The 23,674-nt window shown below is 57.3% G+C and carries 21 protein-coding genes and 1 tRNA gene; 10 read left to right on the top strand and 12 right to left on the bottom strand.

Features of this window, described 5'->3' with window-relative positions; all coding sequences use genetic code 11:
• Position 1: 1 nt before the first annotated feature.
• Complete coding sequence (locus tag QY316_00305; GenBank protein WKZ32882.1) at positions 2-469, bottom strand: Na+/H+ antiporter subunit E; 468 nt, start codon at positions 467-469, stop codon at positions 2-4.
• A 426-nt stretch (positions 470-895) separates the two neighbouring features.
• On the opposite strand from QY316_00305, the gene QY316_00300 reads away from it, so the two are divergent.
• Entirely contained in the window at positions 896-4,489 is a 3,594-nt protein-coding gene (locus QY316_00300) for an EAL domain-containing protein (protein ID WKZ32881.1), read from the top strand.
• Here the strand turns inward: QY316_00300 and QY316_00295 are convergent.
• The 9 genes from QY316_00295 to mnmG all read right to left on the bottom strand — a co-directional run bounded on the left by QY316_00295 (position 4,486) and on the right by mnmG (position 14,177).
• Positions 4,486-4,989 carry a type 1 glutamine amidotransferase domain-containing protein gene (locus QY316_00295; GenBank protein WKZ32880.1) on the bottom strand — a complete coding sequence of 168 codons (504 nt, stop codon included), beginning with the start codon at positions 4,987-4,989 and terminating at the stop codon, positions 4,486-4,488. The two genes, QY316_00300 and QY316_00295, sit on opposite strands and share 4 nt — an antisense overlap.
• Before the next feature lie 465 nt (positions 4,990-5,454).
• On the bottom strand, positions 5,455-6,138 hold the full coding sequence (locus QY316_00290) for an endonuclease V (protein WKZ32879.1): 684 nt from the start codon (positions 6,136-6,138) through the stop codon (positions 5,455-5,457).
• Complete coding sequence (locus QY316_00285; GenBank protein ID WKZ32878.1) at positions 6,128-7,480, bottom strand: chloride channel protein; 1,353 nt, start codon at positions 7,478-7,480, stop codon at positions 6,128-6,130. Before QY316_00285 ends, QY316_00290 begins: the two co-directional genes overlap by 11 nt.
• A gap of 6 nt (positions 7,481-7,486) precedes the next feature.
• The gene (locus tag QY316_00280; GenBank protein ID WKZ32877.1) at positions 7,487-8,920 is read right to left on the bottom strand and encodes a hypothetical protein; all 1,434 of its coding nucleotides are present in this window, start codon (positions 8,918-8,920) and stop codon (positions 7,487-7,489) included.
• A 9-nt stretch (positions 8,921-8,929) separates the two neighbouring features.
• Complete coding sequence (locus QY316_00275; protein ID WKZ32876.1) at positions 8,930-9,388, bottom strand: polymer-forming cytoskeletal protein; 459 nt, start codon at positions 9,386-9,388, stop codon at positions 8,930-8,932.
• A gap of 111 nt (positions 9,389-9,499) precedes the next feature.
• Entirely contained in the window at positions 9,500-10,369 is an 870-nt protein-coding gene (locus QY316_00270; GenBank protein ID WKZ34131.1) for a ParB/RepB/Spo0J family partition protein, read from the bottom strand.
• Between the two features lie 20 nt (positions 10,370-10,389).
• The gene (locus QY316_00265; GenBank protein WKZ32875.1) at positions 10,390-11,178 is read right to left on the bottom strand and encodes an AAA family ATPase; all 789 of its coding nucleotides are present in this window, start codon (positions 11,176-11,178) and stop codon (positions 10,390-10,392) included.
• 276 nt (positions 11,179-11,454) lie between these two features.
• Complete coding sequence (gene rsmG, locus QY316_00260; GenBank protein ID WKZ32874.1) at positions 11,455-12,108, bottom strand: 16S rRNA (guanine(527)-N(7))-methyltransferase RsmG; 654 nt, start codon at positions 12,106-12,108, stop codon at positions 11,455-11,457.
• Between the two features lie 188 nt (positions 12,109-12,296).
• A complete protein-coding gene (mnmG, locus tag QY316_00255) occupies positions 12,297-14,177 on the bottom strand; it encodes a tRNA uridine-5-carboxymethylaminomethyl(34) synthesis enzyme MnmG (GenBank protein WKZ32873.1) in 1,881 nt (626 codons plus the stop codon).
• Positions 14,178-14,545: 368 nt separating this feature from the next.
• Between mnmG and QY316_00250 the strand changes: the two genes are divergently transcribed.
• Both QY316_00250 and QY316_00245 read left to right on the top strand, forming a co-directional pair.
• A complete protein-coding gene (locus QY316_00250) occupies positions 14,546-15,025 on the top strand; it encodes a TraR/DksA family transcriptional regulator (protein ID WKZ32872.1) in 480 nt (159 codons plus the stop codon).
• Between the two features lie 176 nt (positions 15,026-15,201).
• Positions 15,202-16,212, top strand: a complete 1,011-nt coding sequence (locus tag QY316_00245) for an FAD:protein FMN transferase (protein ID WKZ32871.1) — start codon at positions 15,202-15,204, stop codon at positions 16,210-16,212.
• A gap of 25 nt (positions 16,213-16,237) precedes the next feature.
• Here the strand turns inward: QY316_00245 and mltG are convergent, their stop codons facing one another.
• The gene (mltG, locus tag QY316_00240; GenBank protein WKZ32870.1) at positions 16,238-17,263 is read right to left on the bottom strand and encodes an endolytic transglycosylase MltG; all 1,026 of its coding nucleotides are present in this window, start codon (positions 17,261-17,263) and stop codon (positions 16,238-16,240) included.
• A 25-nt stretch (positions 17,264-17,288) separates the two neighbouring features.
• Entirely contained in the window at positions 17,289-17,708 is a 420-nt protein-coding gene (gene ruvX / locus QY316_00235) for a Holliday junction resolvase RuvX (protein ID WKZ32869.1), read from the bottom strand.
• Between the two features lie 103 nt (positions 17,709-17,811).
• Here ruvX and QY316_00230 point away from each other — a divergent pair.
• From QY316_00230 to ubiG, 7 genes are all read left to right on the top strand, one after another.
• Positions 17,812-17,886, top strand: a tRNA-Val gene (locus tag QY316_00230).
• Between the two features lie 307 nt (positions 17,887-18,193).
• Positions 18,194-18,673 carry a helix-turn-helix domain-containing protein gene (locus QY316_00225; GenBank protein ID WKZ32868.1) on the top strand — a complete coding sequence of 160 codons (480 nt, stop codon included), beginning with the start codon at positions 18,194-18,196 and terminating at the stop codon, positions 18,671-18,673.
• Positions 18,674-18,781: 108 nt separating this feature from the next.
• Positions 18,782-19,417 carry a chorismate pyruvate-lyase family protein gene (locus QY316_00220; protein ID WKZ32867.1) on the top strand — a complete coding sequence of 212 codons (636 nt, stop codon included), beginning with the start codon at positions 18,782-18,784 and terminating at the stop codon, positions 19,415-19,417.
• Entirely contained in the window at positions 19,396-20,295 is a 900-nt protein-coding gene (gene ubiA, locus QY316_00215; protein ID WKZ32866.1) for a 4-hydroxybenzoate octaprenyltransferase, read from the top strand. The genes QY316_00220 and ubiA overlap by 22 nt, the downstream gene beginning before the upstream one ends.
• 8 nt (positions 20,296-20,303) lie before the next feature.
• Positions 20,304-21,755, top strand: a complete 1,452-nt coding sequence (locus QY316_00210) for a UbiD family decarboxylase (GenBank protein WKZ32865.1) — start codon at positions 20,304-20,306, stop codon at positions 21,753-21,755.
• 172 nt (positions 21,756-21,927) lie between these two features.
• Positions 21,928-22,878 carry an SUMF1/EgtB/PvdO family nonheme iron enzyme gene (locus tag QY316_00205; GenBank protein ID WKZ32864.1) on the top strand — a complete coding sequence of 317 codons (951 nt, stop codon included), beginning with the start codon at positions 21,928-21,930 and terminating at the stop codon, positions 22,876-22,878.
• 106 nt (positions 22,879-22,984) lie between these two features.
• Positions 22,985-23,668 (top strand): bifunctional 2-polyprenyl-6-hydroxyphenol methylase/3-demethylubiquinol 3-O-methyltransferase UbiG, encoded by a 684-nt coding sequence (gene ubiG / locus QY316_00200; protein WKZ32863.1) that lies wholly within the window; start codon positions 22,985-22,987, stop codon positions 23,666-23,668.
• Positions 23,669-23,674: the final 6 nt, after the last annotated feature.

The raw sequence follows: 23,674 nt of genomic DNA, 5'->3' as shown, positions 1-23,674 counted from the left end.
GCTACGCGCCCCCCTCTATTCTTTTGATGCGCCTCTCCATGTCTTCTGCGTCGGAGCCGCGCACGAGCGAATGCACGGTGAAGGAGCCGTCGGACCTGGCCTCCATCGTGACCGTGCCAGGCGTAAGCGTGATGGAGTTGGCGAGCATCGTGATCCCGGTGTCCGTGTTGAGGCCGGTCTGGAACCTCGTGACCTCGGGGTCTATGGGCATCCCGGGGTGGAGGGTCCTGTATACGAGGTCGAAGTTCGCGACCACTATTTCCTTGAAGAGCCAGGGGAGATAAAGGAGGAAGCGCCAGAACCGGCCCGCCAGCACGCTGAAACGGACATTCCCGAAGAGCATGTCGTGGGAGATGTAAGCCACCAGGAGAGAGGATACCGCCCCGGCGCCGAGTAGAATGGGAGCGAACTCCCCGGAAAGGAGCAGCCAGAAGGCGAACATTATTATTGCAGTCAGCACAAAGCTCATGTGAATCGCTTCCTTGGTTTCAAACCCACCGGGTCACGCTCCTCCCCGGGTCCCGGAGAATCCGTCCGGAATTCGTCATGCCATTAAAAAGGCAGGCGCCCAAATCCCGCGCGGCCCAAGCCTCTTCGCATCTTTTTTCAATTCACAGTAAAAATAATTTTTTCGTCCGGAATTGTCAAGGCTTTTCGGTCAGGCGATGGCGAATTCCGCGCCTGGACGCGCAAAAGGCCCAATATATGGCTAAACCCCTCCATGTTCCTGTCGATAAGAGTAGGGGGCAGTGGTTCCGTTTGCTTTTTTCAGGCTTTGATTATATGATTTGCAAAGGCCGGGCAGAATCGGTTCAGCGCCGTTTTCCCGAACGGCAGGGCTTCGCCTGAAAGCACGCCTTTGACGACCCTCTCCCAAAACCGGCAAACCCTGATAATGAAGAAAAGACTGAAATTTTCCCTATCGGCCAAGGCCTTCCTGGCGGTCGTCATAATACTCCTGCCCATCCTGTTCGCCTTTGCTGCCGGGTTCAGGGACAATAAGGAAGTGCTCAAGAGGTATTTCCTCGACGACCTGGCGCTAATGGCAGAGGCTATAGAGGTCCAGGTCTACCAGTTCCTCGACGCCGGGAAGCGCAGGGCACAGGACTTCGCAAGCGACGGGCTTATAATATCCGAGCTTGAAAGGGCATCGGTTGGCAGCCGGTCGGCTGACGGAATCGAGCGCCATGTAATATCGAAAAAGCTGCCGCTGAACGGTGAGATTAGCGCCATAGCGGTCATTTCGCCGCTCGGAAAAGTGATCGTCTCAAGCGAGGGGTCGCTGCGGGGCGCGGACCTTTCGAAGGAAGACTTCTTTAAGAAGGGCGGGCTCGGCGTCGCGGTTTCCGAGAGGCGGCAGGGCTTGCGGGGGGGCCCGGACCTCGCTTTTTCCGCACCCATAAGGAATGAGGGGGGCGAGCTCATCGGGGTGCTGGTCAATTTCGTGAGCGCCTCCGAACTGGGGGGCCTCCTCTCGGGCGAGCTTGCGAGAAACCTCGGCGCATTAAGCTCCCGCCTCGACCGCCGCGAGACCTTCGAGGCATACCTTGTAAACCGCGACAGGCTCATGATAACCGACTCTATCTTCAGGGACGGGGCCGCATTCGACCAGCGCGTGGACACGTTGCCTGTTTCTGCCTGCCTGGAGCGGGGCGGCGAGATGACTGGCCTCTATGCAGATTATAGAGGGGTCGAGGTCGCTGGCGCGTCCATGTGCCTGCCTGAGCTCGGATGGACCCTCCTGGTCGAAATAGATTCAAGCGAGGCCCTTTTCCCGGTATCGCGGATCGGCCGGTCCGCGGGGCTTACCGCCCTCGTTGTGGCCCTTCTTACGGCCCTGCTCTTCATCGTATTCCATCGCCGGGTGGTCCTTAAGCTCCAGGCCGTGACCAATGCGGCCGCCCAGATCGCAAAAGGCAACTACGACACGGGCCTCAGGGACGGAACAAGCGACGAAATCGGCGAAATCGCGCGGGCCTTCAACGAGATGGCCCGGCAGATAAAGGAACGGGGCCGCTCCCTTGCACAGAGCGAAAAGCGCCTGAAATCCATACTGGACAACTCTTCGGCACTGGTATACATGAAGGACCTTGAAGGCAGGTACATCCTGGTCAACAAGGAATTCGAGCTCCTTTTCAGGACCTCTTCCGAAGAGATGGCCGGCAGGACGGACCATGACCTCCTGCCCAAGGAGGCGGCCGATAGCCTCAAGGAGAACGACTCGATTGTCCTTGAACGCCGATTGAGGCTCGAGTTCGAAGAAAGCCTGCCCCTGCCCGGCGGGGTCCGCACGTATATATCGATGAAATTCCCCCTTTTAAACGAGGAGGGATTTCCGTACGCCATCTGCTGCGTCTCTACCGACATAACCGAAAGGAAACGCGTGGAAACGGCCCTGAGAGAAAGCGAGGAGCGCCTGAGAAAGGCCCAGGAGCTCGCGCGCATGGGGAGCTGGGAATGGGACATCCGCGAGAACACGCTCTGGTGGTCCGACGAGATTTACCGCATATTCGGCCTTAAGCCCAGGGAATTCGGCGCGACCTACGAGGCCTTTCTCGAATACGTGCACCCGGACGACAGGGAGTTCGTGAAGAATTCGGTCGCGCAGGCCTTCCAGAACAGACGGCCCTATTCCATCGACCACAGGATAATGCGCCCGGACGGAACGGTGCGGATAGTGCACGAGGAGGCGGAGGTCCTGCCAGACCCGCAGGGAAGGCCGCAGCGGATGATAGGCACGGTCCAGGACCTGACCGAGCAGAAGACGGCTGAATTCGAGCAGAGGAAGCTTTCCGCGGTGCTGGAGCACAGCGTAAACCTCCTCTTCATAACCGACAGGGACGGCGCCATCCAGTACGTGAACCCCACCTTCGAGCAGGTCACCGGGTTCACGAGGGAGGAGATAATCGGCCAGACCCCGAGGGTGCTCTCATCGGGAGATGGAACGAACGCCCTTTACCAGGAGCTATGGAATACCATCCTCTCGGGCAGGACCTGGCGGAGCACCCTCAAGAACAGAAAGAGGAACGGCACATACTACTGGGCGAACTCCGTCATCACGCCCATAAGGGACGAAAAGGGCCAGATAACGCATTTCCTGGCCGTGCAGGAGGACGTGACCGAGAAGATGATGAACGAGGAGCGGCTCAATTACCTCGCGGTGCACGACGAGCTTACCGGGCTCATGAACCGCTCCCGTTTCATCGAGGAGGCTGAGGCGTGGATGCTGGAGGCGGGGCCCAAGGGCGTTACAGCCGCGCTCTCGATAATAGACATGGACCAGTTCAAGCTCCTTAACGACACCTTCGGCCACGGCGCGGGGGACGAGTACCTGAGGAGGCTCGGAAAGGTCATCAAGGATCTCCTGGACAGGGAATACGGGGAGGAGCCGGCCGCATTCGACTCACGTCCGCTCCTTTCACGCCTTAGCGGGGACGAGTACGCGGTCTTTTTCCCGGGTATCGACCGGAAAAGGGGCATGGAATTAATCGAGTCGGTCAGGGCCGAGGTCGAGGGCTTCTATTTCACGGAGGCGTCGAGCACGCTTACCGTAAGCGCCGGTGTTGCCTTCTACCCCGACCACGGACTCCACATGAAAGAGCTTCTCTCTAAGGCGGACGCCGCCATGTACCGCGCAAAGGAGCTCGGAAGGAACAGGACCCACGCCTACCGGCCCGAGGACCAGGACCTTGAAAAGATGCATTCGAGGCTCGCGTGGAAGGAAAGGATATTCAAGGGCATAAGGGAGAACCGGTTCGTGCCCTGGTTCCAGCCCCTACTGGATTTGAAAACTGACGGGATACACCATTACGAGGCCCTGGCGAGGCTCGTCTCGGAGGACGGGAAGGTGCTCCTGCCGGGCGCGTTCATAGACATCGCCGAGAGGTTCGGCATTGTGGGCCTCATAGACCGGGTCATCATAGAGAAGACGATGCGCACGCAGGCGGAAGAGATGAAAGCGGGGCGCGGCCTATCCTTCGGCATGAACCTTTCCGGAAAGGACCTGGGCGACGCGGAGCTCCTTGATTTCATAAAACGGAAGATAATGGAGACCGGGGCTGAGCCTGAAATGCTCGTATTCGAGATAACCGAGACCGCCGCGATAGGCGACCTCGAAAAGGCCATCAGGTTCGTGAAATCGCTGAAGGAGACCGGCTGCCGGTTCTCCTTAGACGATTTCGGCGTGGGCTTCACCTCTTTTACCTATCTAAAGGAGATGCCGGTCGACTACATCAAGATAGACGGCTCTTTCATAAGGAAGCTCGACGAGAACCCCGATGACCAGGTCCTTGTGAAGGCGATGACCGAGATGGCCCGGGGCCTCCGGATAAAGACCATCGCCGAGTTCGTCGAGAACGAAAAGACGCTTTCGATACTCAGGTCCTTCGGGGTGGACTACGCGCAAGGGTACCTTATCGGAAAGCCCTCGCCCGGCCTTGTGACGGACGGGAAGGAAAGTGGGCCCCTCCCGGCCGGTATTTCCGGCTAGCCCAGCATCTCGGCGAGGGTCCTGCCGAAGACGGGCAGGTCGCCGGGGTTCCTTGAGGTGACGAGCCTGCCGTCCACAACGACAGGAGCGTCCATGTACACGGCGCCCGCGTTTATGACGTCGGTCTTGACGGATATATAGCAGGTCGCCCTCCTGCCCCTGAGCACGTCAGCCTCTATGAGGAGCTGCGCGCCGTGGCAGATGGCGCCCACAACAAGCCCCTTCTCGACCGCCTCCCTTGCGAGCCTTACCATGTCTTCGTGTATCCTCATCCTGTCCGGCGCCTGTCCTCCGGGTATGATGAGGCCCTTGAAATCCGCGGCCCGCACCTCCCCTGCCCCCTTTACGGCTTCGATCGGATAGCCGTGCTTGCTCTTGTATGTGCCCGGCTTCGGTCCCACTACAGTGACCTTGTGGCCCGCCTCCTGCATCCTGTAGAAGGGATACAGGGCCTCAACGTCCTCGAACCCGTTCTCGATGAGCATGATTACGTTTGCCATGATGGCTCCTGTTCAGTAGCTTTTTTTCGAAAAGCGGCCTTTTCCGCGCTTCCGCGCGGTTTTCGAGGGTAAGGCTCGCTTGCTAACCCCCTCCCCCACCCCGTGAACGGACCCCCAAAGTCGCTTCGCTCCTGGCTTCCCCGGCCCGTTCACGCTCTTCCTCCCTTATGCTACGCTCGCCTTACCCTCCGGGGTTTGTTTCAAGACAAAAAAGGACTTTTACAGCACTTTTGTTTTTGCATTTAAAACAACCCAGGGCATAAGGCGGAGCGAACATAGGGATGGAGGAGGGGCGGGCGAGGCGGGGCAGCAGGAGCGAGGCCCCAAAGGGCCGAGCGACTTAAGGGCCGAGCCCGGAGGATGGAGGCGGAAAGGGAGCGGAGCCTTATGCCCAAAAAGAGCGCGGCAGCGCGTTAAAAGGCCTTTTGCAAAGAGCATGTTTTTCCAAACTGAATCCCAAAATCCTCACTTTCTCATTAGCTCCCTCTTCATTTTCCTCGCAAGGAGGTGCGCCCTCCTGACCGGCTCTGTAATCCTGAAGCGCGGGGCGCATTCAAGCACCATCTCCGCAGAGCCCGCTACATCTATCCTGTGCCCCGGGGATACGAAGAGGGGCTTTACGCTATCCCTGGTCCGGACGACCGCGCCCACGACCGTCCCCTTATATACCAGGTCGGAAAAATCGCCTCTCTTCTGCCCGGGTTCTTTGTACTCTCCAACAAGCCTAGTTTTTGCAGAGCCTATGGAGGGCACGTCCAAGAGCGCGCCCATGAACGCCGCAATCCCGAGACCCAGCGGATGCGCTATGCCCTGTCCGTCGAAGATGATGAGGTCCGGCCTTCTCTTCAAGCCCTTGAGCGCGTCCAGCACTGCAGGCCCCTCCCTGAAGGAGAGGAGGCCCGTAATGTACGGGAACTCGGCTTTTCCAACAACGATGCTCTCTTCGAGCGGTTCAAGAGCGGGGAAGCTTAAGAGCGAGGCTACACTAATAATCTTATCATCCAAAAAAGAGGCGTCAATGCCCGCTACCAGGCACGGACGCCTCCTCAAGGGCGTTATATTTTTCCTCTTGGCTATTTCGGCCTGTATATCCCTGATACGCTCTTTGTCGGCGGGCCATCTGAGGCCCCTTATTATTTCAGGGTCCACTGCGGCCGTTCCGGCTTTTTTCAAGTATCTGCCTGATAATCCCTATCACGCTCCGGTCCCTGTACTCGACATCCGGTTTCGTGCCGGAGACCTCGGCCCCGACCTCGATCGCTATGGAGCCGGATTTCTTTACAGCCAGGACCTGCGAAGGGTAAGCGGACCTGTGCCCGGTGATAATGTAGCTTATGACGCATGCGACGGCCGCGTAGGGCGCGACCTCGGCCCCGAATAGCTCGACCGCCATTATGCTCGCGGCTATGGGCGTGTTGGCTGCCCCGGCAAGGAGCGCCACGAACCCGATAGCCGAGAGCATGGCCGGGTCCATGTCGAGGAGCCTCGAAAAGGCGGACCCGGCCGTCGCCCCGACGAAGAATATGGGCGTGCCGATGCCGCCGCTGCCGCCGAAGCTCAAGGTCACGGAGGTGAAGAACGATTTCATGATGAACGCGTACCAGGGGACCTCCCCGCCCTCGAGGGCCGACTGTATCACGTCGAGGCCCAGGCCCAGGTACTTGCCCGAGAAGATAAAGCTCAGGACCACGAGGGCGCTCCCGGCAAGGAGCGCCTTGTATTCCTCCCTGAGGCTTATGGCGTTAGAGGCCTTCTTCCCGAGCCGTAGCGTCTCTACGAGCAGAAAGGAGCAGAGGCCGAAGAGGGCCCCTGCGATTATGACCTTTATGAAAAAGGCCTCGCTGAAAACAGGTATGAATGTAATGGGGTTGTAGAAATAGGTAAGGCCCATCCATGACGAGACCTGGTAGCTTATGATCCCGGCGACGAACGAAGGGAGGAGCACCTCGTAGCGTATGCTCCCCACGAAAAGGACCTCCATGCCGAATATCGCGCCGGCGAGCGGGGTGCCGAAGACAGAGGAGAAGCCGCCGCTTATGCCGCAGATGACGAGCTTTCTTCTGTCCGAGCCGTCGAACCGGAGGAGGTCGGCTACGAGCGACGCGAGCCCCGCTCCTATCTGCGCGCTCGGCCCTTCTTTTCCGGCAGAGCCGCCGGTGGAGAGCGTTATGAAGGTGCGGATGAACTCCACGGGTATGACGAGCGGTCTTATCTTGCCGTCGTTCTTGTGGATGCTCGATATGACCATGTTCGCGCCGTGTCCGGCAGCCTGCGGAAAGACGTACTTTATTATGAGGACGCTCGCAAGGAGGCCGAGGGGCATTATGACGAAAAAATAATCGTAACGGGCCGCGAGCTCCGCCCCGAAATTCAGGGATTTGACGAAAAGAGTGGTGGAGAGGCCGACGATCGCGCCTACGACCGTGGCAAGAAATATCCACTTGAGGACGCTTATGAATATTACGGTCTCTTCCTTGATTTTCCTCTGCATCGCATCCTATTCAGGCCTGATATAGATTTCAACGGTCTTGCCGTTCCTGGCAAACGCCCCGGCGGAGACCATCCCTTCGCGCTCTGCAAGCTCCTTGAGTCCCGCCCTCGAATCGATGCTCTGGGGAGTATAGGCGATTATATCGTAATCGTCGGGGCCCGTTCTGTCCGCGGACTCGAAAAAGACCGTTTGAAGCGGATTGCGGACATACCCGAGATACGGCCTGGTGAACGCGTGATAAAGGGGCCAGTTTGTAAGGACCCTCTTTCCGGGGTGGTGTTCCTCGAGGAAGACGCTCGCCTCCTTGTGGACTTTTACAATATCCGTATACTGCAGGTCAGCCTCGCAGCTCAGGCAGCCGTCGTCGCGCCCGTGCATCCTGGTTATGAATAGCACGATTATAAGCGCTGCCGCCAAAACCGCCACGGCCCTTGTCCTTGCGAGCATCACGATCGAGGCTGCCGCCATTATCGCGAAATATGGCAGGACCGGCAATATGTACCTGCCTATATAGTATATGAAGGTATGTGCGGCGACGAAGGAAGCGAAAAGGAAGAAGAAGAGCAGGTGCTCCCTCCGGAATGCGCGGGACCCGTACACCACGAAGTTAAGGAGTATGGCGGCGAAGAGTACCACCCTGTATTGCATGTAGAAGCCGAAGTAGACGACGTTCTTGAAATTCCTCACCGCATCTTCGAACCCGAACTCGGCGAAGCTGTTGTGGGTGAAATAGGGGTTTGGGAGGAATTGCCCGGTTGCGGCCTTCTGTGCCGCGAAAAAAAGTATGAAGGGGGCAATCGGGGCGCAGTAGACGGCCACGGCCTTCCAATTCCGGGCAGACGGATCGGTTATGAGGAGGTATGCGATTACGCTCGCGACTATGGCCATCGCGCTCTCTTTTGTAAGGAGGAGGACGGTCGCGAAGGCGACATATTGAAGCTGTTTTTTCAGGAGCGCGTAATAGACCGTTGCTACGCCAAGGGAAGTGACGACGATGTCTCCGGTCACTATCCCGGCCTGGGCAAAATACATCGGAAAGAGGAAGAGGAAGATGGCTGCTATCGCCCCGGCCATCCAGCCGTGTAGGAGCTTGCCGAGCAAAAGGGTATACCAGAGCCCCAGTGTTGCCATGGCCAGGATGAAAACATGTGCGGTTATCTGATACGCGCCGAAGGCCTTGAAAAGAGCCGCGAGGGTGAGATAAAGCGCGAACGGGTGTCCGAAGAAGGCCTCGTGAGGGTGAAGGCCCGGAAGGGCGCGGTAGAGGCCCGCCTGGGAGAGCCAGTAGGCAGGAGAGACATATGCCCCGAGCTCGTCCCAGTGGAAGGGCAGGGTTATCGTGTTGAACTTCGCGGCAAAGACTATAGCCGCGATCGCGAGCAGGGCCCAGAGGTCCTTTCCACCTGTACGGCCGGACCCTGCCTGGCTCTCATCCTTCATCGAAACTCCTTATGAGGACGGCCCGGCCCAGCCACCTACTATGGTCGCCTCCTGCGGGACCTCGCCGTACTCGACCGTCTCCCGTGCAGTGCCGTCTTTCCTTAACATGGTGCAGGTGCCGTCAAAGACGACGCCTTCCTCGATGATGAGGGTCGGGGTCTTTATCTCTCCGGCCATGTTGCCCGGGGACTTGAGCTCCACCCTCTGGGCCGCCTCTATCTTCCCCTTGACCGTCCCGGAGATGACAGCCGTGCCGACCCTTATATCCCCTTCGATATGGGCGCCTTCTCCCACCACGAGCGCGCCCGAGGGGGCCGAGATGTCGCCCTTGAAGCTTCCGTCGACCCGCATCGTCTCCTCAAACGAGAGCCTCCCTTCCATGGCAACGCCCTTGCCGATAAAGCCGGTGATATCGCCCGCTACAGCGGTCTTGCTCTTCTCATTCCTGTCCTTTTCCTTTCGGAACATCAGGGACCTCCTTATTCCATGCTGGGCCTGTTCGATTTAATTCACGCAAACGGGCTCGTTCGGGGTTTGTTATAAGGGGTGCCGGAAAGGAATGCAAGGACCCGGGTCACATCAGCCGCCGGCCGAGCGGAGGAGATCAAGTATCCTCTCCCTTTCGTCAACGGAGAAATAGCTTATCTCTATCTTCCCCTTCCCCTTGCTGTCCTTTAGCGCCACCCTTGTGCCGAATATCCCCCGGAGCTCGTCCTCGAGCTCCGTATTCCCGCTCCCGCCGTCCTTTGCGGGCCTTCCGGCCTTCTCCTTTTTCGGGGCAGAGGAAAGGGCCTCGGCCTCGCGTACTGAAAGACCCTTCGTGATTATCTGCCTGCAGAGCTCGGCCTGCGCCGAGTGGCTTTCAAGCGAAAGGAGCGCCCTCGCGTGTCCCATTGTGAGATTGCCCTTTACTATCTCCTCCCTCACCTCGTGCGGGAGCTTAAGAAGCCTGAGGTAGTTTGCGACTGTCGCCCTGTCCTTGCCGACTTTTTTCGCGACCTCCTCCTGCGAAAGGCCGAAGCCCATGAGGCTCCTGTACGACTCGGCCTCCTCTACGGGGTTAAGCCCCTCCCTTTGTATGTTCTCTATTATCGCGAGCTCAAGGCTCTCCTCGTCCCCGGCCTCGACAACGACCACCGGCAGCTCGCTAAGGCCCGCGATCCGCGCGGCCCGCCACCTCCTCTCCCCGGCTATGAGCTCATAGCCCTCAAGGGCCCTCCTTACGACAAGGGGCTCTATTATGCCCTTCTCCCTTATGGAGTCGGCCAGCTCATTGAGCGCCGTCTCGTCAAAGTGCTTTCGCGGCTGGGATTTGTTCGGGCTTATGTCGGTTGCCGGACATATCCGGAACCTCTCGTTACTGGCTGCGGCGGGCGCGGGCCTCTCCGATGGGGAAGCCTCGCCAATGAGGGCGCCGAGCCCTCTTCCAAGGACCTTTTTCTTATTCAGCATACGTGCCTCTTGTTCGGTTAAGTGCTTGATTTTATTGGTGAATCTACGCCAGCGCCAAGGACCAGCTCCTTTACGAGCTCCATGTAGCTGACCGCGCCCTTGGACTGGATGTCATAGAGTATCACGGGCTTTCCGAAAGAAGGGCTCTCTGAGAGCCTCACGTTCCTGGGTATGACGGTCTTGAAGGCCTTGGCACCGAAATGGGCCCGTATCTCCTCCTCCACCTGGTGCGTAAGGTTATTCCTCGCATCGAACATGGTAAGGAGTACGCCCTCTATCTGTAGGCCGGGGTTGAGCTTGGCCTTTATGAGGTCTATGGTGCGGGATATGTCGCTTATGCCCTCAAGGGCATAATATTCGCATTGGAGGGGTATGAGGACCGAATCAGCCGCCACGAGCGCGTTGACCGTAAGAAGGCTCAGGGATGGCGGACAGTCTATTATTATATAGTCGAAGAGGTCCTTTACGGTCTTTATCGTGTCCCTCAGCCTGTATTCACGTGCCTGGTCGTCTATAAGCTCTATTTCTGCGCCGGTAAGGTCTATTGAGGAGGGCACTATCTTGAGATACCTGAGCTCGGTATCCTTGATGAGGGTCTTGAGGTCCGCCTCCCCGATCATGGCGTTATAGATGCCCCTGGAGCCCCTTTTGTCGAGCCCCAGGCCGCTCGTTGCGTTCCCCTGCGGGTCGAAATCTATTAGCAGGACCTTTTTTTCGGCAACGGCAAGGGTCGCGGAAAGGTTTACTGAGGTAGTGGTCTTACCCACCCCACCCTTCTGGTTCGCTATGGCTATTACTTTTCCCAATGCGCCTTCTTTCGAGAGTTCGTCAGGTGAGTTTAAAACATCGGGCCTGGTGATTTCAAGGGAAAAGAACCCGTAGATGTTCCACGTGGAACATCTTTGGCGAAATTAAGCCGATTGTTCCACGTGGAACATTAGGGTGCCTCTAAAAATTGAGAATTTTTCTGAGGTCAAGGAAGGGCGGAAATAAAAAGCGCAGCATATATGGGAATACGTGAGCATTTTAATTTCCGCCCTGACACAGAGATAAGGAAAAATAATTATTTTTAGATGCAGCCGTTATAACTTCCGCATTATGACCAGACGTGTGACCCTGTTTGAGAACGGGATTCGAGCCTCATGGACCTCTGGCCTGGAAAAGCCGCGTATCTCGCCTATGGCCTCAAGCTCGTCAATCACAGCGGGCCCCTTCATTCCCAGGAGCATGCCGTTGGGCTTTAAATAAGGGAGGGCCAGGGCTGAAAAAGCCGTCAACTCCGAGAACGCCCTCGATATTACACAATCGAATGAGCCGGCGAGCCTTGTTTTCAGCTCATTTGCCTCGGCCCTGGCATGGATGGCCTCTATGCCATTTAGCCCCAGTGTTCTTATAACATGGCGCATGAAGCTCACCTTCTTAAGGACTGAATCGAGTAGGGTCACCTGAAGGTCCGGCATGGCTATCTTAAGCGGTATGCCGGGAAATCCCGCACCAGCGCCCATATCGAGCACGGATTTTATTCCCGAGAGGAAGCGCGCGGGCGTGAGAGAGTCGAGGAAGTGCTTTATAAGGATCTCCCTATCATCCTCTATCGAGGTAAGGTTTATTCTCTTATTCCATGTCTTGAGCTCCCGGAGATAGGCGAGAAAGGCGCCTCCCTGCCCTTCGTCAAGCCCTATGCCAAGCTCAAGCGCCCCTTTATTCAGGATTTCGAGCTTTTCGCTATCTATCATGGTTCAAAATACCCTGAGATGTTCCACGTGGAACATTTATTTCAGTCTGTCTCTAAAATCAGTTATTTTTTGAAATCAAGGAAGGGCGGAAATAAGAAGCGCAGCATATATGAGAATATGTGAGCATTTTTATTCCCGCCCTGACACAGAGGTCAGGAAAAAGAGCTATTTTAGAGGCAGACTATCTATTATCTATAGGCGCCGATCTTTTTCAGATGCACCATCAGCATGGAAATGGCGGCTGGCGTCATGCCTGATATCCTGCTGGCCTGCCCTATGGAAGAGGGCCTCGCCTTCTGAAGCTTCTCCCGTATCTCTGCGGAGAGGCCCGCAACGCCCTCATAGGAAAGCTCGGGTATCCTTATCCCCTCCATCTTCCTGAACCTGCCTGCCTCCTCCACCTGCCTTTTTATATAGCCCTCGTACTTGGTCTCGATCTCAACAGCCTCTGCAATCTCATCGGATACCGGGAATTCGCTTTTGGCTAGCTTGAGCACATCCCTGAGGCTTATGCCGGGCCTCCGGAGGAGCTCCCTCAGGGTAACGGATTTCTGGAGCTCGCCGCCTCCGAGGGCCATGAGGGCCTCTCTCGCCTCCCTCGTGGGATTAAACCGGGCCGAGTCCAGAAATGCGTTCAACCGATTGATTTTATTGCTTTTTTCGAGAAATACCCCGTGTGTTTCAGGTGTGACAAGCCCGGCCTCGAAACCCTTTTCCCTGAGACGGAGGTCAGCATTGTCCTCACGAAGAAGAAGCCGGTATTCTGCCCTGGAGGTGAACATCCTATATGGTTCTCCTGTGCCTCTGGTGACGAGGTCGTCTATCATGACACCTATGTAGGCATCTGCCCTGTCGAGTATGAGCGCGGTCTTGCCCCTTAGCTTCAATGAGGCGTTTATCCCGGCCATGAGCCCCTGCGCTGCCGCCTCCTCATACCCGGAAGTCCCGTTTATCTGTCCGGCAAGAAAAAGCCCCTCTATTTCTTTTGCCTCAAGCGATAGCTTGAGTTGGGTCGGCTCAACGTAGTCGTACTCTATCGCGTAACCGGGCCTCAGAATCTCGGCCTTCTCAAGTCCGGGTATGGTCTTTAGAAAGGCTTTCTGCGCGTCTATGGGAAGGGAGGTGGACAGGCCGTTCGGATAGACCTCAACCGTATCATGGCCCTCTGGCTCAAGAAAGACCTGGTGTCTTGCCCTTTCAGGGAACTTGACTACCTTGTCCTCTATAGATGGGCAATATCTTGGGCCTATACCTTCTATAACCCCACTATATAGTGGTGAGCGCGCCAGGTTTTCTCTTATTACCCTGTGGGTCTCCTCGTTGGTATAGGTTATATGGCATGGGACCTGCTCCCGCGTGAAAGGCGGCGATGAAAAGGAAAAGGGCTTGAATTCAGCCGGGTCCTGAAGCTCCTGCAGCGTGGTCCTTGAATAATCGATGCTCCTCTTGTCTAGCCTCGGGCAGGTGCCGGTCTTCAAGCGCCCGAGCCTGAGGCCCAGTGATGAGAGAGACCCGGAAAGGGAGTTGCTGGCCGGGTCGCCTGCCCTGCCGCCTGGAAAACTATTCATGCCAATGTGTATGAGGCCCTTGAGGAACGTGCCGGTTGTGACTATGACCGCGCCCGCATTGAGCTCTTCCCCTGTGGAGAGGCGAACCCCTTTGGCTGAAAGCGGGCCGCGCGTGCCGGGTCCAGTGATGACAGCCTCGACAACCCCTTCCCTAAGGTGGAGGTTGGGCGTCCCCTCAAGGGCCCTTTTCATCCTCTGCCTGTAAAGGGCCCTGTCAGCCTGCGCCCTGGTGGCCCGGACAGCAGGGCCCTTGCTGTCGTTAAGGGTCCTCATCTGGATGGCGGTATCGTCTATGGCCCTGGCCATCTCGCCGCCGAGCGCGTCTATCTCCTTGACCAGGTGTCCCTTTGCAATGCCGCCTATTGCCGGGTTGCAGGACATCTGGCCTATGGTATCCAGGTTCATCGTGAGGACTAGAGTCGAGAGCCCGGTCCTTGCGGCCGCAAGCGCTGCCTCGCACCCGGCGTGTCCGGCCCCGATTATTATGACGTCAAAAATCATCTCTGAAAAATAGCCTTTCGGATTTTATCATTCTATATTAGCGATGAAATGAGTGTCAATCCCTAAGAGGCTTTGATGGGGCCCTCGTTTTTGGTATAATTATTTATTCCCCCAAGCTTCGGCCAGCTTATATTTTGGCTGCGGCCAAACAGGGTTTTTGAGTTTACAGGCAAGATTCCGCTGCAATGGAGCGAGCCCAAAATCCATTGACAACATTTTAAAAAACTGTATACTTCCAACTTATGCCAAAAACAGCCGAAAAAACCAAAAAAGCCGTGAAACCAGTGAAAAAAGGGGCGCCGCTGGCCGGGGCTCCTAAAGCTTCCGCCGGCAAGGCTTCCTCGAAATCACCAAAGGAAGAGAAACAAATGGCAAAAAGGACCAGCAGCAACACAGCAAAGAAAGAAACCAAGCCGAAAGCAGGCAAGGTGCCGTTCAAGAAAGAGATATCCCAGAAGCTCCTGGACGCGAAGAACAAGATCCTTCAAGAGGTCTCCCAAAAGGTCCGTAGCGAAAGCAACGTCCTCAAGTACGAGATAGGCGACATATACGACATAGCCAGCAACGAGCGTGAAAGGGAGCTCGCCCTCATGCTCGGTGACCGCGACAGGGAGAAGCTCTCGGAGATCGAGGACGCCCTTGAGCGCCTCCGCGACAACAGCTACGGGGTCTGCGAGGAGTGCGGCGAGCCGGTCGCCGAGGAGCGGCTCCGGGCCCTTCCGGCAACGAGGGTGTGCGTCGAGTGCATGTCCAAGATGGAGAAGGAGCAGAAAATACGGGGGAGGTTCGAGGAGGAGACCGGCCTCGGCATCATGGAGAGGACCGAAAGCGAGGAAGAGGAGTTTTAGCACTTCCGAAACGGCGGGTTCCCCCGGGTTATGTCCATAAGGAAAGTCCGGCAAAGGCTTTACGGCCTGCCCAAGCCGCACTTCCTGCCATAAGGCGCATCAAAGCCGGGCCTGAGGGCCCGGCTTTTTATTTGCCGTTGATAGATGCGATAAGAAACTTTTGAAGGATTTGAGTCATGGATAAAAAGGGCTTCTGGAAATACTCTATTGTCGCTCTTTCGGTATTCCTCCTCCTTGCAGTATCGATCCTCCTCATATGGAGGAAAAGGCCGGAGGCCGTCAACTACGCTAGGCCAGCGATGGGTACGCTTGTCGAGATGACTCTCATGGAAGGAGAAAAGGAGCGTTTCGACGAGGCCGTGGACGCAGCCTTCCGGGAAATAGAGAGGCTCGAAGCCCTTTTAAGCTCCTACAGGCCGGATAGCGATATTTCAAGAATAAACCGGAATGCCGGAAAGGGCCCTCTTCCGGTATCGCCCGATACATTCGAGGTCGCAAAGGAGGCCCTGCGGGTAGCGGTGCTTACGGACGGCGCATTCGACCCCACTGTGGGCGCGCTTGCAGGGGTCTGGGGCCCTTCGGGGGAGAAAGGCATCGTACCTTCAAAAGAGGAGGTCGAAAGGCTCCTCGGGCTTGTGGGCTACAGGGGCGTGATGCTCGACGAGAACGCGAAGAGTATAGCCCTTGCAAGGGAGGGCATGTCGCTTAACCTCGGCGGGGTAGCGAAAGGGTATATAATCGGGAACGCGGCAGAGGAACTCAGGGCAAGGGGTGTGGCAAGGGGGATAGTGCGCGCCGGCGGAGACATGGTCGTCTTTCAGGACAACGGCAAGCCCTTTACCATAGGCATAAAGCACCCGAGAAAAGAGGGCCTCTTGGGAGAGCTGTATATTGAGAACGGCGCCGCGCCTACATCAGGGGACTATGAGAGGTTCTTCGAGAAGGACGGCGTTAGATACCATCACATACTCGACCCCAGGACCGGCTTCCCTGCAAGGGGCGCGCAGGCCGTCACGCTCGCGGCCGAGGACCCCACCACAGCCGACGCGCTCGCGACCGGGGTCTTCGTCATGGGGCCGGCCAGGGGCATGGAGCTTATCGAGCGGCTGGAAGGCGTCGAGGGCCTGATTGTGGACGAGGACGGGGTAGCGAGGGTTTCCAGCGGCTTCAAGGGGAGGATATACTGAGGCCTTTCTCTGCCTCAATCCTGGGCTACGGTTTTTCTTCTACTGACTTTGCTGATACCCTCACCCGCCTCTGGAATTCGTCCACGGCCCTGTTGTGCTCAACGAGCGTCCTTGAAAACTGGTGCGTGCCGTCGTTTTTCGAGACGAAGTAGAGGTAGTCGGTCTTGGCGGGCCTTAGCGCGGCGGCTATCGAATCCTTCCCCGGGCTCGCGATGGGGCCGGGAGGGAGGCCGTAGTTCACGTAGGTATTGTAGGGCGACTTCATCGAGAGATGGCTTTTCCGTATCTTGCCGTCAAAGCCGGGAACGGAATAGATGACCGTTGGGTCGCTCTGGAGCTTGATCCCCTGCCTGAGCCTGTTGTGGAACACCCCTGCTATAAGTTCCCTCTCGGAAGGCGCTCCTGTTTCCTTCTCGATTATCGATGCGAGGGTCACCACCTTTCTCATGGACATGCCCTGCCTCCCGGCCTCGTCCTCGAACTCGGAGTACACCCTGTTGAACTTCGTAACCATCCTGGAGATTATCTCGTCCGCGCTAAGCCCTTTTGTGAACTCGTAGGTGTCCGGGAAAAGGTAGCCTTCGAGGGTCGGGCCCTCGACGCCGAGCGAGGCCGCAAGCTCCGGGTCCAATGCCCTTGCAATGAAGACCTCTGCCTTTACAAGGCCCGCGGCATCTAGCGCCGCGGCCATCTCTTTTATATTATAGCCCTCCGGGAGCGTGACGGAATATCTCTTTATCCGCCCCTTTACAAGCCAATCGAGCACCTCGAACGGGGTCATGTCGGTCGTGAACTCGTACTCCCCGGCCTTTACCTTCTTATACGCGCCGAGGATGCGGGCCGCGTACCCCAACGTGTCGGCGTCGCGCACGACCCCCTCGCGCTCGAGCGTTTCGGCAATGAGCCTGAAGCTCATGCCTCTTTCGATACGCACCGTCTTTATTGCCCGCTCACTCGATGGAGGGGTAAGGAAGGTCACGTAAAAGTGCGTGACGGCCAAAAGGAGGCCTGCCGCCAGTATTATCGCTATTTTTTCTATCTTTTTACGCATCGCGTTTTCTGATTCCTGAGGGGGCCTAACCGGCCTTCCTCAGGCTGTCCAGGTAGCCCTGCAGGATGTAGGCGGCAGCCAATTTATCGACCACCTCTTTCCTCTTCTCCCTCCGCATCTCGCTCTCTATGAGGAGCCTCTCAACGGCAACGGTCGAAAGCCTCTCGTCCCAGGTCTTTAAGGGTATATCGGTCCGTTCCTTGAGCTTTTCAATGAATTTAAGCACGAATTCTGTCTGGGAGCTGTGGCTTCCGTCCATGTTGAGCGGAAGCCCGGCAACGATGGCCGTAACCTCGTTCTCCGCCGCCAGCCCCAGCACCTCTTCCATGTCCTTCGATAAAGACGTCCGCTTTATCGTGGTCACTGGCTGCGCGGTAAGGCCCGCGGGGTCGCTGAGCGCCACGCCGATGGTCTTCCTGCCTATGTCAAGCCCCATTACCCTCATAATCCATTGTACACGAAAATATACCCCCTGAAGACCGGTCTCTTCAAGGTAATTCTTGACTGCCGCCCCGCAATGCCTGTAAAATATGTGTTCATTTCAATACGGGCGGTTAACTCAGCGGCAGAGTGCCACCTTCACACGGTGGAAGTCACAGGTTCAAATCCTGTACCGCCCACCATGACTTCCCCCTTCCCTCCAGGACCGGTTCACGCGGTTTGATAATGAGACCAGATTGGAATTATTTCAGCCCAATAACGGCTATCGAACGGTATTGACAGCGCCTTTAAAAAGGTCTATAATTTGTTGAAATATCTGCCTCGTCGCAAAGACAGGTAACACTGGGTGAGTAAGTCCCGCGGCGTTTAAAATCTGCCACTATACACACCGCTAAAAGCACAGCATGAATGCCTGCTCACTCCCTTGAAAGGCTCGGTTCCGTTTATCTCTTAAATAGCATAAAAGCAAACCAAGCAAGGAGAATTCTAATGGGTGTAAGCTATTCTGAAATTATAGAAAGGATGCGCTGGGCCGGGAAGCTCAAGAACGATTCGGCTGTGGCCCGCGTGCTCGGAGTAACCCCCCAGGCCCTTTCCAATTACAAGAAAAGGGGCGAGATGCCGACCGACCTCGTGCTCAGGTTCGCCAACATCTACGGGCTTTCCGTGGACTGGCTCATATCCGGCGAGGGCGAGATGTACAGGCCGGGAAAGGGCGGCGAATCAGGAAGGGGCTACATGACCGCCGCCGAGGAGACCATGATGTACGGGAAGGAGTTCACCAGGGCCCCTGACCTCTCCGCCCTGAGCCCGGACGAGATAATATATGTCGGTAAGCTCCTTAAGATTTTAAGGAGCCCGAACAAAAGCACCGCGGCAGCGATCAAATACAGCGTTGACGCGTTCCTCAAGGCCTCGGAGCTCCCCGTGGAGCCCGAGCCGGAAAAAGAGGGCCCAAAGAACCATTGAACAAGCCATGCCTGGACCAAAGCCGCATCTCCGTTTGGATGCGGCTTTTTTTATGCCCTTGATGCCCCTTCCGGTCTTGAGGGGCCTTGTTGACCAAAGGCCTCCTATGTGATAATTTCACACCTTATGGCCAAGGGGTACTCATATTCTCTCCTCAAGGAATGGCTCGGGGCCGAGGAGGCCCGGAACTCGCCTTTCGTTGAGGGGCTCCTGCCCCATCAGAAGCTCCTCCTTTTTTCAGAGGGCTCGATGACCGTGGAGCTCGAGCTCCTTACAAGGGCCCGGGTCGAGGCAGAGGTCAGGTTCGCTGGCGAGACCCTCCTCACTCCTGAAGAGGCCTCCTGTCTCGTGGCCGCGCCCGGGGCCAGGGCCGCTGAAAGAGAGGTCTGGCTCAAGGCGGGCGGCAGAAAGCTCATCTACGCCCGCACTCTCATCCCCTTGGACATGATAGACCCCAGGCTATTCGAGGCCCTTTACGGAGGCGGCAAGGGCGCGGCCAAAAACTACTCGGAGCCGCTGGGAAGAGTGCTTGCCGAAAACGGCATCCTCTTTGGAAAGGAACGCCTCGAGATCGGGGTCGTGAAAAGCCCGTCGGTTTCTTTAGAGCTTGGCGCGCCTGCCGAGACCCCTCTCTTCGCCAGAAGGTATGTCCTTTTCAACGGCAGCTCGGAACGCTGGACAATCAAGGCCGCTGTCGCGGAGATATTCAGCCCCGAGCTCGCATGCCTGACGGTAAGGAGCTGAGCATGGGCCAGGGCGCGGTCGCCGTCGAAAAACTGCACGCCATATCAGACCTCATCAGGCTTCCCAGGCAGCAGGGCACGCTCCTTCTCCTCTGGCCCGCGATGTGGTCCCTCTTTATGGCCTCGGGCGGAGAACCGGGGCTTAAGCTCCTTTTCGTATTCACGGCCGGGACGTTCCTCATGAGGAGCGCGGGCTGCGCCATAAACGACATAGCTGACAGGAACTTCGACCCGTTCGTCGAAAGGACCAGAACCAGGCCGCTTGCGAACGGCAGGCTCAGGGTGAAGGAGGCGGCCCTGGTCTTCGCAGCTCTCTCTCTCGCCGCCTTTGCGCTGGTACTGCAGCTTAACCGGCTCACCATACTGCTTTCCTTCGCGGGGCTGGCCCTTGCCGGTGCCTATCCCTTCGTCAAGCGCGTAAGCCATTTTCCACAGGTCGTCCTCGGCATGGCCTTTGGCTGGGGCGCCGTAATGGCCTGGAGCGCGGCAAAGGGCGAGGTCGGGGCCGCTGCCCTGTTGATATTCGTCGCCAACATATTCTGGTCTACAGCGTATGACACGATCTACGCGCTCATGGACAGGGAAGACGACAGGAGGGTGGGCGTAAAATCCACGGCCATCTTCTTCGGTGAATCCGTCCACAAGGCGCTCTTTATCCTCTATATCCTTTTCGCCCTGGCGCTCGGCGCCGGAGCGGCATTGGCAGGACTGGGGGCCGTATTCTTCTCGGGCCTCGCCGTGGCGCTTGCGCTCTTTTTGGCTGTAGCGGCTTCGGTAAGGAAGAATGCTACGCGAGAGGCAGCGTCCAGGGGCTTCCAGGCTAACGCGTTCATCGGCGGGCTCATCCTTGCCTTCATAGTCCTCGACCTGAACCTCTGAGAGGGAAGATGCATTATTACGATCTAAGGGAATTCCTGGGAGAGCTCGAGAAAAGAGGGCTCCTCAAGCGCGTAAAGGCGGAAGTCGACCCGCGCCTCGAAGCATCCGCCATAATGGAGAAGCTCGTGAAGGCGGGCGGCCCGGCTGTCGTATTCGAAAAGGCCAAGGGCCATGATATCCCAATTGTCGGGAACCTCTTCGGCACGGCCGAGAGGGTCGCCCTGGGGCTCGGCGTTACCGAGGAAGAGCTTTCGGAGATTGGCGGCTTCATAGCCGCCCTCCAGCGCCCCCAACCGCCCGAAGGCCTCTGGGACGCGGTAAAGAAGATACCCTATTTCGGCAAAGTCCTTACGCTCGGGCCCAGGACCGTGAAGCACGGCCCCTGCCAGGAAGTCGTCCTTACGGATGACGCAGACCTCTCGAAAATACCCGTAATCAAATGCTGGCCGGGAGACGCGGCCCCCCTCATCACCTGGCCGCTTGTGGTGACGCAGTCTCCCAAAGGCGGGCCCTTCAATGTGGGCGTCTACAGGATGCAGTATATCGACCGTAAGCGCGCGATAATGAGGTGGCTCAAGCACCGCGGGGGCGCCACCCACCAGCGGGAGTGGGAAAAGGAAGGACGGGCCATGCCTGTTGCGGTCGCCATAGGCTGCGACCCCGCTACCACCATAGCGGGCGTCACGCCCGTGCCCGAGGACGTGGGCGAGTTCCACTTTGCCGGGGTGCTCCGGAAAAAGGCGATCGAGCTCGTCGAGTGCAAGACCGTGCCCTTAAAGGTGCCCGCGACAGCGGAGATAGTCCTCGAAGGCGAAATACGCCACGGGGAGCTTGAGATGGAGGGGCCATTCGGCGACCACACGGGCTACTACAACGCGCCCGAGCCCTTCCCGGTATTTCACCTTAAGGCCATAACCCACAGGAAAGACCCGCTCTATCTTACGACCATCACGGGCAGGCCGCCCAAGGAAGACGCGGTAATAGGGACGGTATTGAACAAGCTCTATCTCCCTTCTCTGAAGCTCCAGTTCCCGGAGGTGGTGGATTTCAGCCTGCCCATGGAGGCGGTCTCATACAGGATAGCCGTCGTATCGATTAAAAAGGAATACCCCGGCCACGCGCGGAGGATAATGATGGGCCTCTGGGGCGTATTGAAGCAGTTCATGTACGTGAAATACATAATCGTCGTGGACGAAGATATAGACGTGCATGACTGGGCGGACGTCATATGGGCGATATCGACCAGGGTGGACCCAAAGAGGGACACCCTCATCATAGAGAATACGCCCATAGACTACCTGGACTTCTCGTCGCCGCTCGATAACCTCGGCTCGAAGATGGGCATTGACGCAACGAACAAGCAGCCGCCCGAGGTCACCAGAAAGTGGGGTGAGAAGATGGAGATGGACAGGAGCATAGAGGAGCTTGTTGAAAAGAGGTGGAAGGAGTACGGGTTATAGCCGGCCCATTGATGTCGTTTCGAACGAAGCGAAGTAATCCACGAATTATGAGTATGGCTTCGTCGCGTACCCCTCGCAGTGACGGCAAACACGGCAGGGGCTTTTTGGGCTGCGCTTCGCTGACCCGACTGCTTCCGCGGTTCCCGTAACCCGGCAACGTGAGGCAAGCGCCATGAGCAAGGAAGAAAAACGGCCGTTTACTGTCCTGGGTTTTAAGAATAGAGTACATTCGATTTATATCCCAACCGTGCTTGCTTTCGCTATCGTAACCTTCTATCCGCAAGGTTCCCTGGCCGACCCTCAGGCCCAGCCGGAAAGCGGGCCTGAAGCTTCGGAAGAGGCTGCGCTCGAAGGCATGGTATTTGTAAAGGGCGGTTGCTTCGACATGGGAGACGTCTTCGGGCGCGGAGATGACGACGAAAGGCCCGTGCACCGCGTGTGCGTGGACGATTTTTACATAGGTAAATACGAGGTCACGCAGAGGCAGTGGGAGGAACTGACCGGGAGCTATTTTGCCTATTACAAGAATTGCCCCGACTGCCCCGTAGAGAGTATAAGCTGGAAAGAGGCCCTGGCGTTCACAAAAGTGCTGAGCGGCAAGACCGGGGTCGCATATCGGCTTCCTACCGAGGCAGAGTGGGAGTATGCTGCGCGTAGCGGCGGGCAGATGGAGAAGTGGGCGGGCACGAGCGATGACCTGAAGCTACGGGAATACGCCTGGTTCGAGGAAAATTCAGGCGGCAGGACCCATCCGGTGGGCCGGCTCAAGCCCAACGGCCTCGGTTTGTATGACATGAGCGGCAATGTCCGGGAATGGGTCTCGGATATCTACCATGAAGGCTACTATAGTTCAAGCCAGTTTAATAATCCGCAAGGCCCGGCGAGCGGCCAGTATCATGTCGACCGCGGCGGCTCCTGGAGCGAAATAGCTGAATACGTCCGGACTTCAGTGCGGAGCTGGGGCCCTGCGGTCCGTCGGGACCGGTATGTAGGGTTCCGCCTGGCCGCCACGCCGGCTAAGGCCAAAAAACCGGCGACAACGGTCGCCCCTGTTAAGCGACCGCCAGAGTCCGACGGCAAGTGGCTGGAGATTGACAAAATGTTAGAGGAACTTGCCAATTAGGGGCGGGGGAGTACAGGTAGCCACTGTACTCTGAGCGCGTGAGCCGAAGCCCTGAGCGAAACCGAATGGGAAGAACAATAACCCCAACATTCTCTAAGAGAATAACATGACCTCCGAATCACAAAAATTCGAAAAATTCGGCGCTGACTGGTGGAACCCTGCCGGGAGGCTCTTTTCGCTCCACAGGATAAACCCGCTCCGGTTCGGCTACTTTGAATCCCGCGCCGGAGAGCTTAAGGGCATGTCCGTCCTCGATATCGGCTGCGGCGGAGGGCTCCTTTCAGAAGAGTTCGCGAAAAAGGGCGCGATAGTTGCCGGTATCGACCTCTCGCCCGTCGCAATCGAGGCCGCAAGGGAGCACGCCTCTAAATCGGGCCTCACGATAGACTACAAGGTCGCCTCGCCCGCCGCGCTCGCAAAGGAAGGCCCTTCCTTCGATATCATCGTCTGCGCCGAAGTATTGGAACATGTCGACGACCTCCGGGGCTTCCTCAGGGACTCGCTCTCCATGCTCAAGCCCGGCGGCATTTTCTTTTTCGGCACAATCAATAAAACCGTCCGGGCGCGCTTTCTCGCCCTTTTCGTGGCCGAGGACCTCCTGGGCATGGTCCCCAGGGGCACGCACGACTATGCCCGGTTCATCAGGCCTTCTCTGCTTAAGGAAATACTCGAGGAGAACGGGGTCGAGCTTTCGGAGCTCGTCGGCATGAGCTACGACCCGCTCCGCTTCGAGTTCAGGATATCCAGGGACACCTCCGTAAATTATCTGGGCTATGCCAGGAAGAGATAGGTAGCA

This window comes from Thermodesulfobacteriota bacterium, from assembly GCA_030583865.1.
Taxonomy (GTDB): domain Bacteria; phylum Desulfobacterota; class GWC2-55-46; order GWC2-55-46; family GWC2-55-46; genus UBA5799.
Note: the sequence above shows the minus strand (reverse complement) of the source record. Positions and strands in the feature narration are given on the sequence as shown.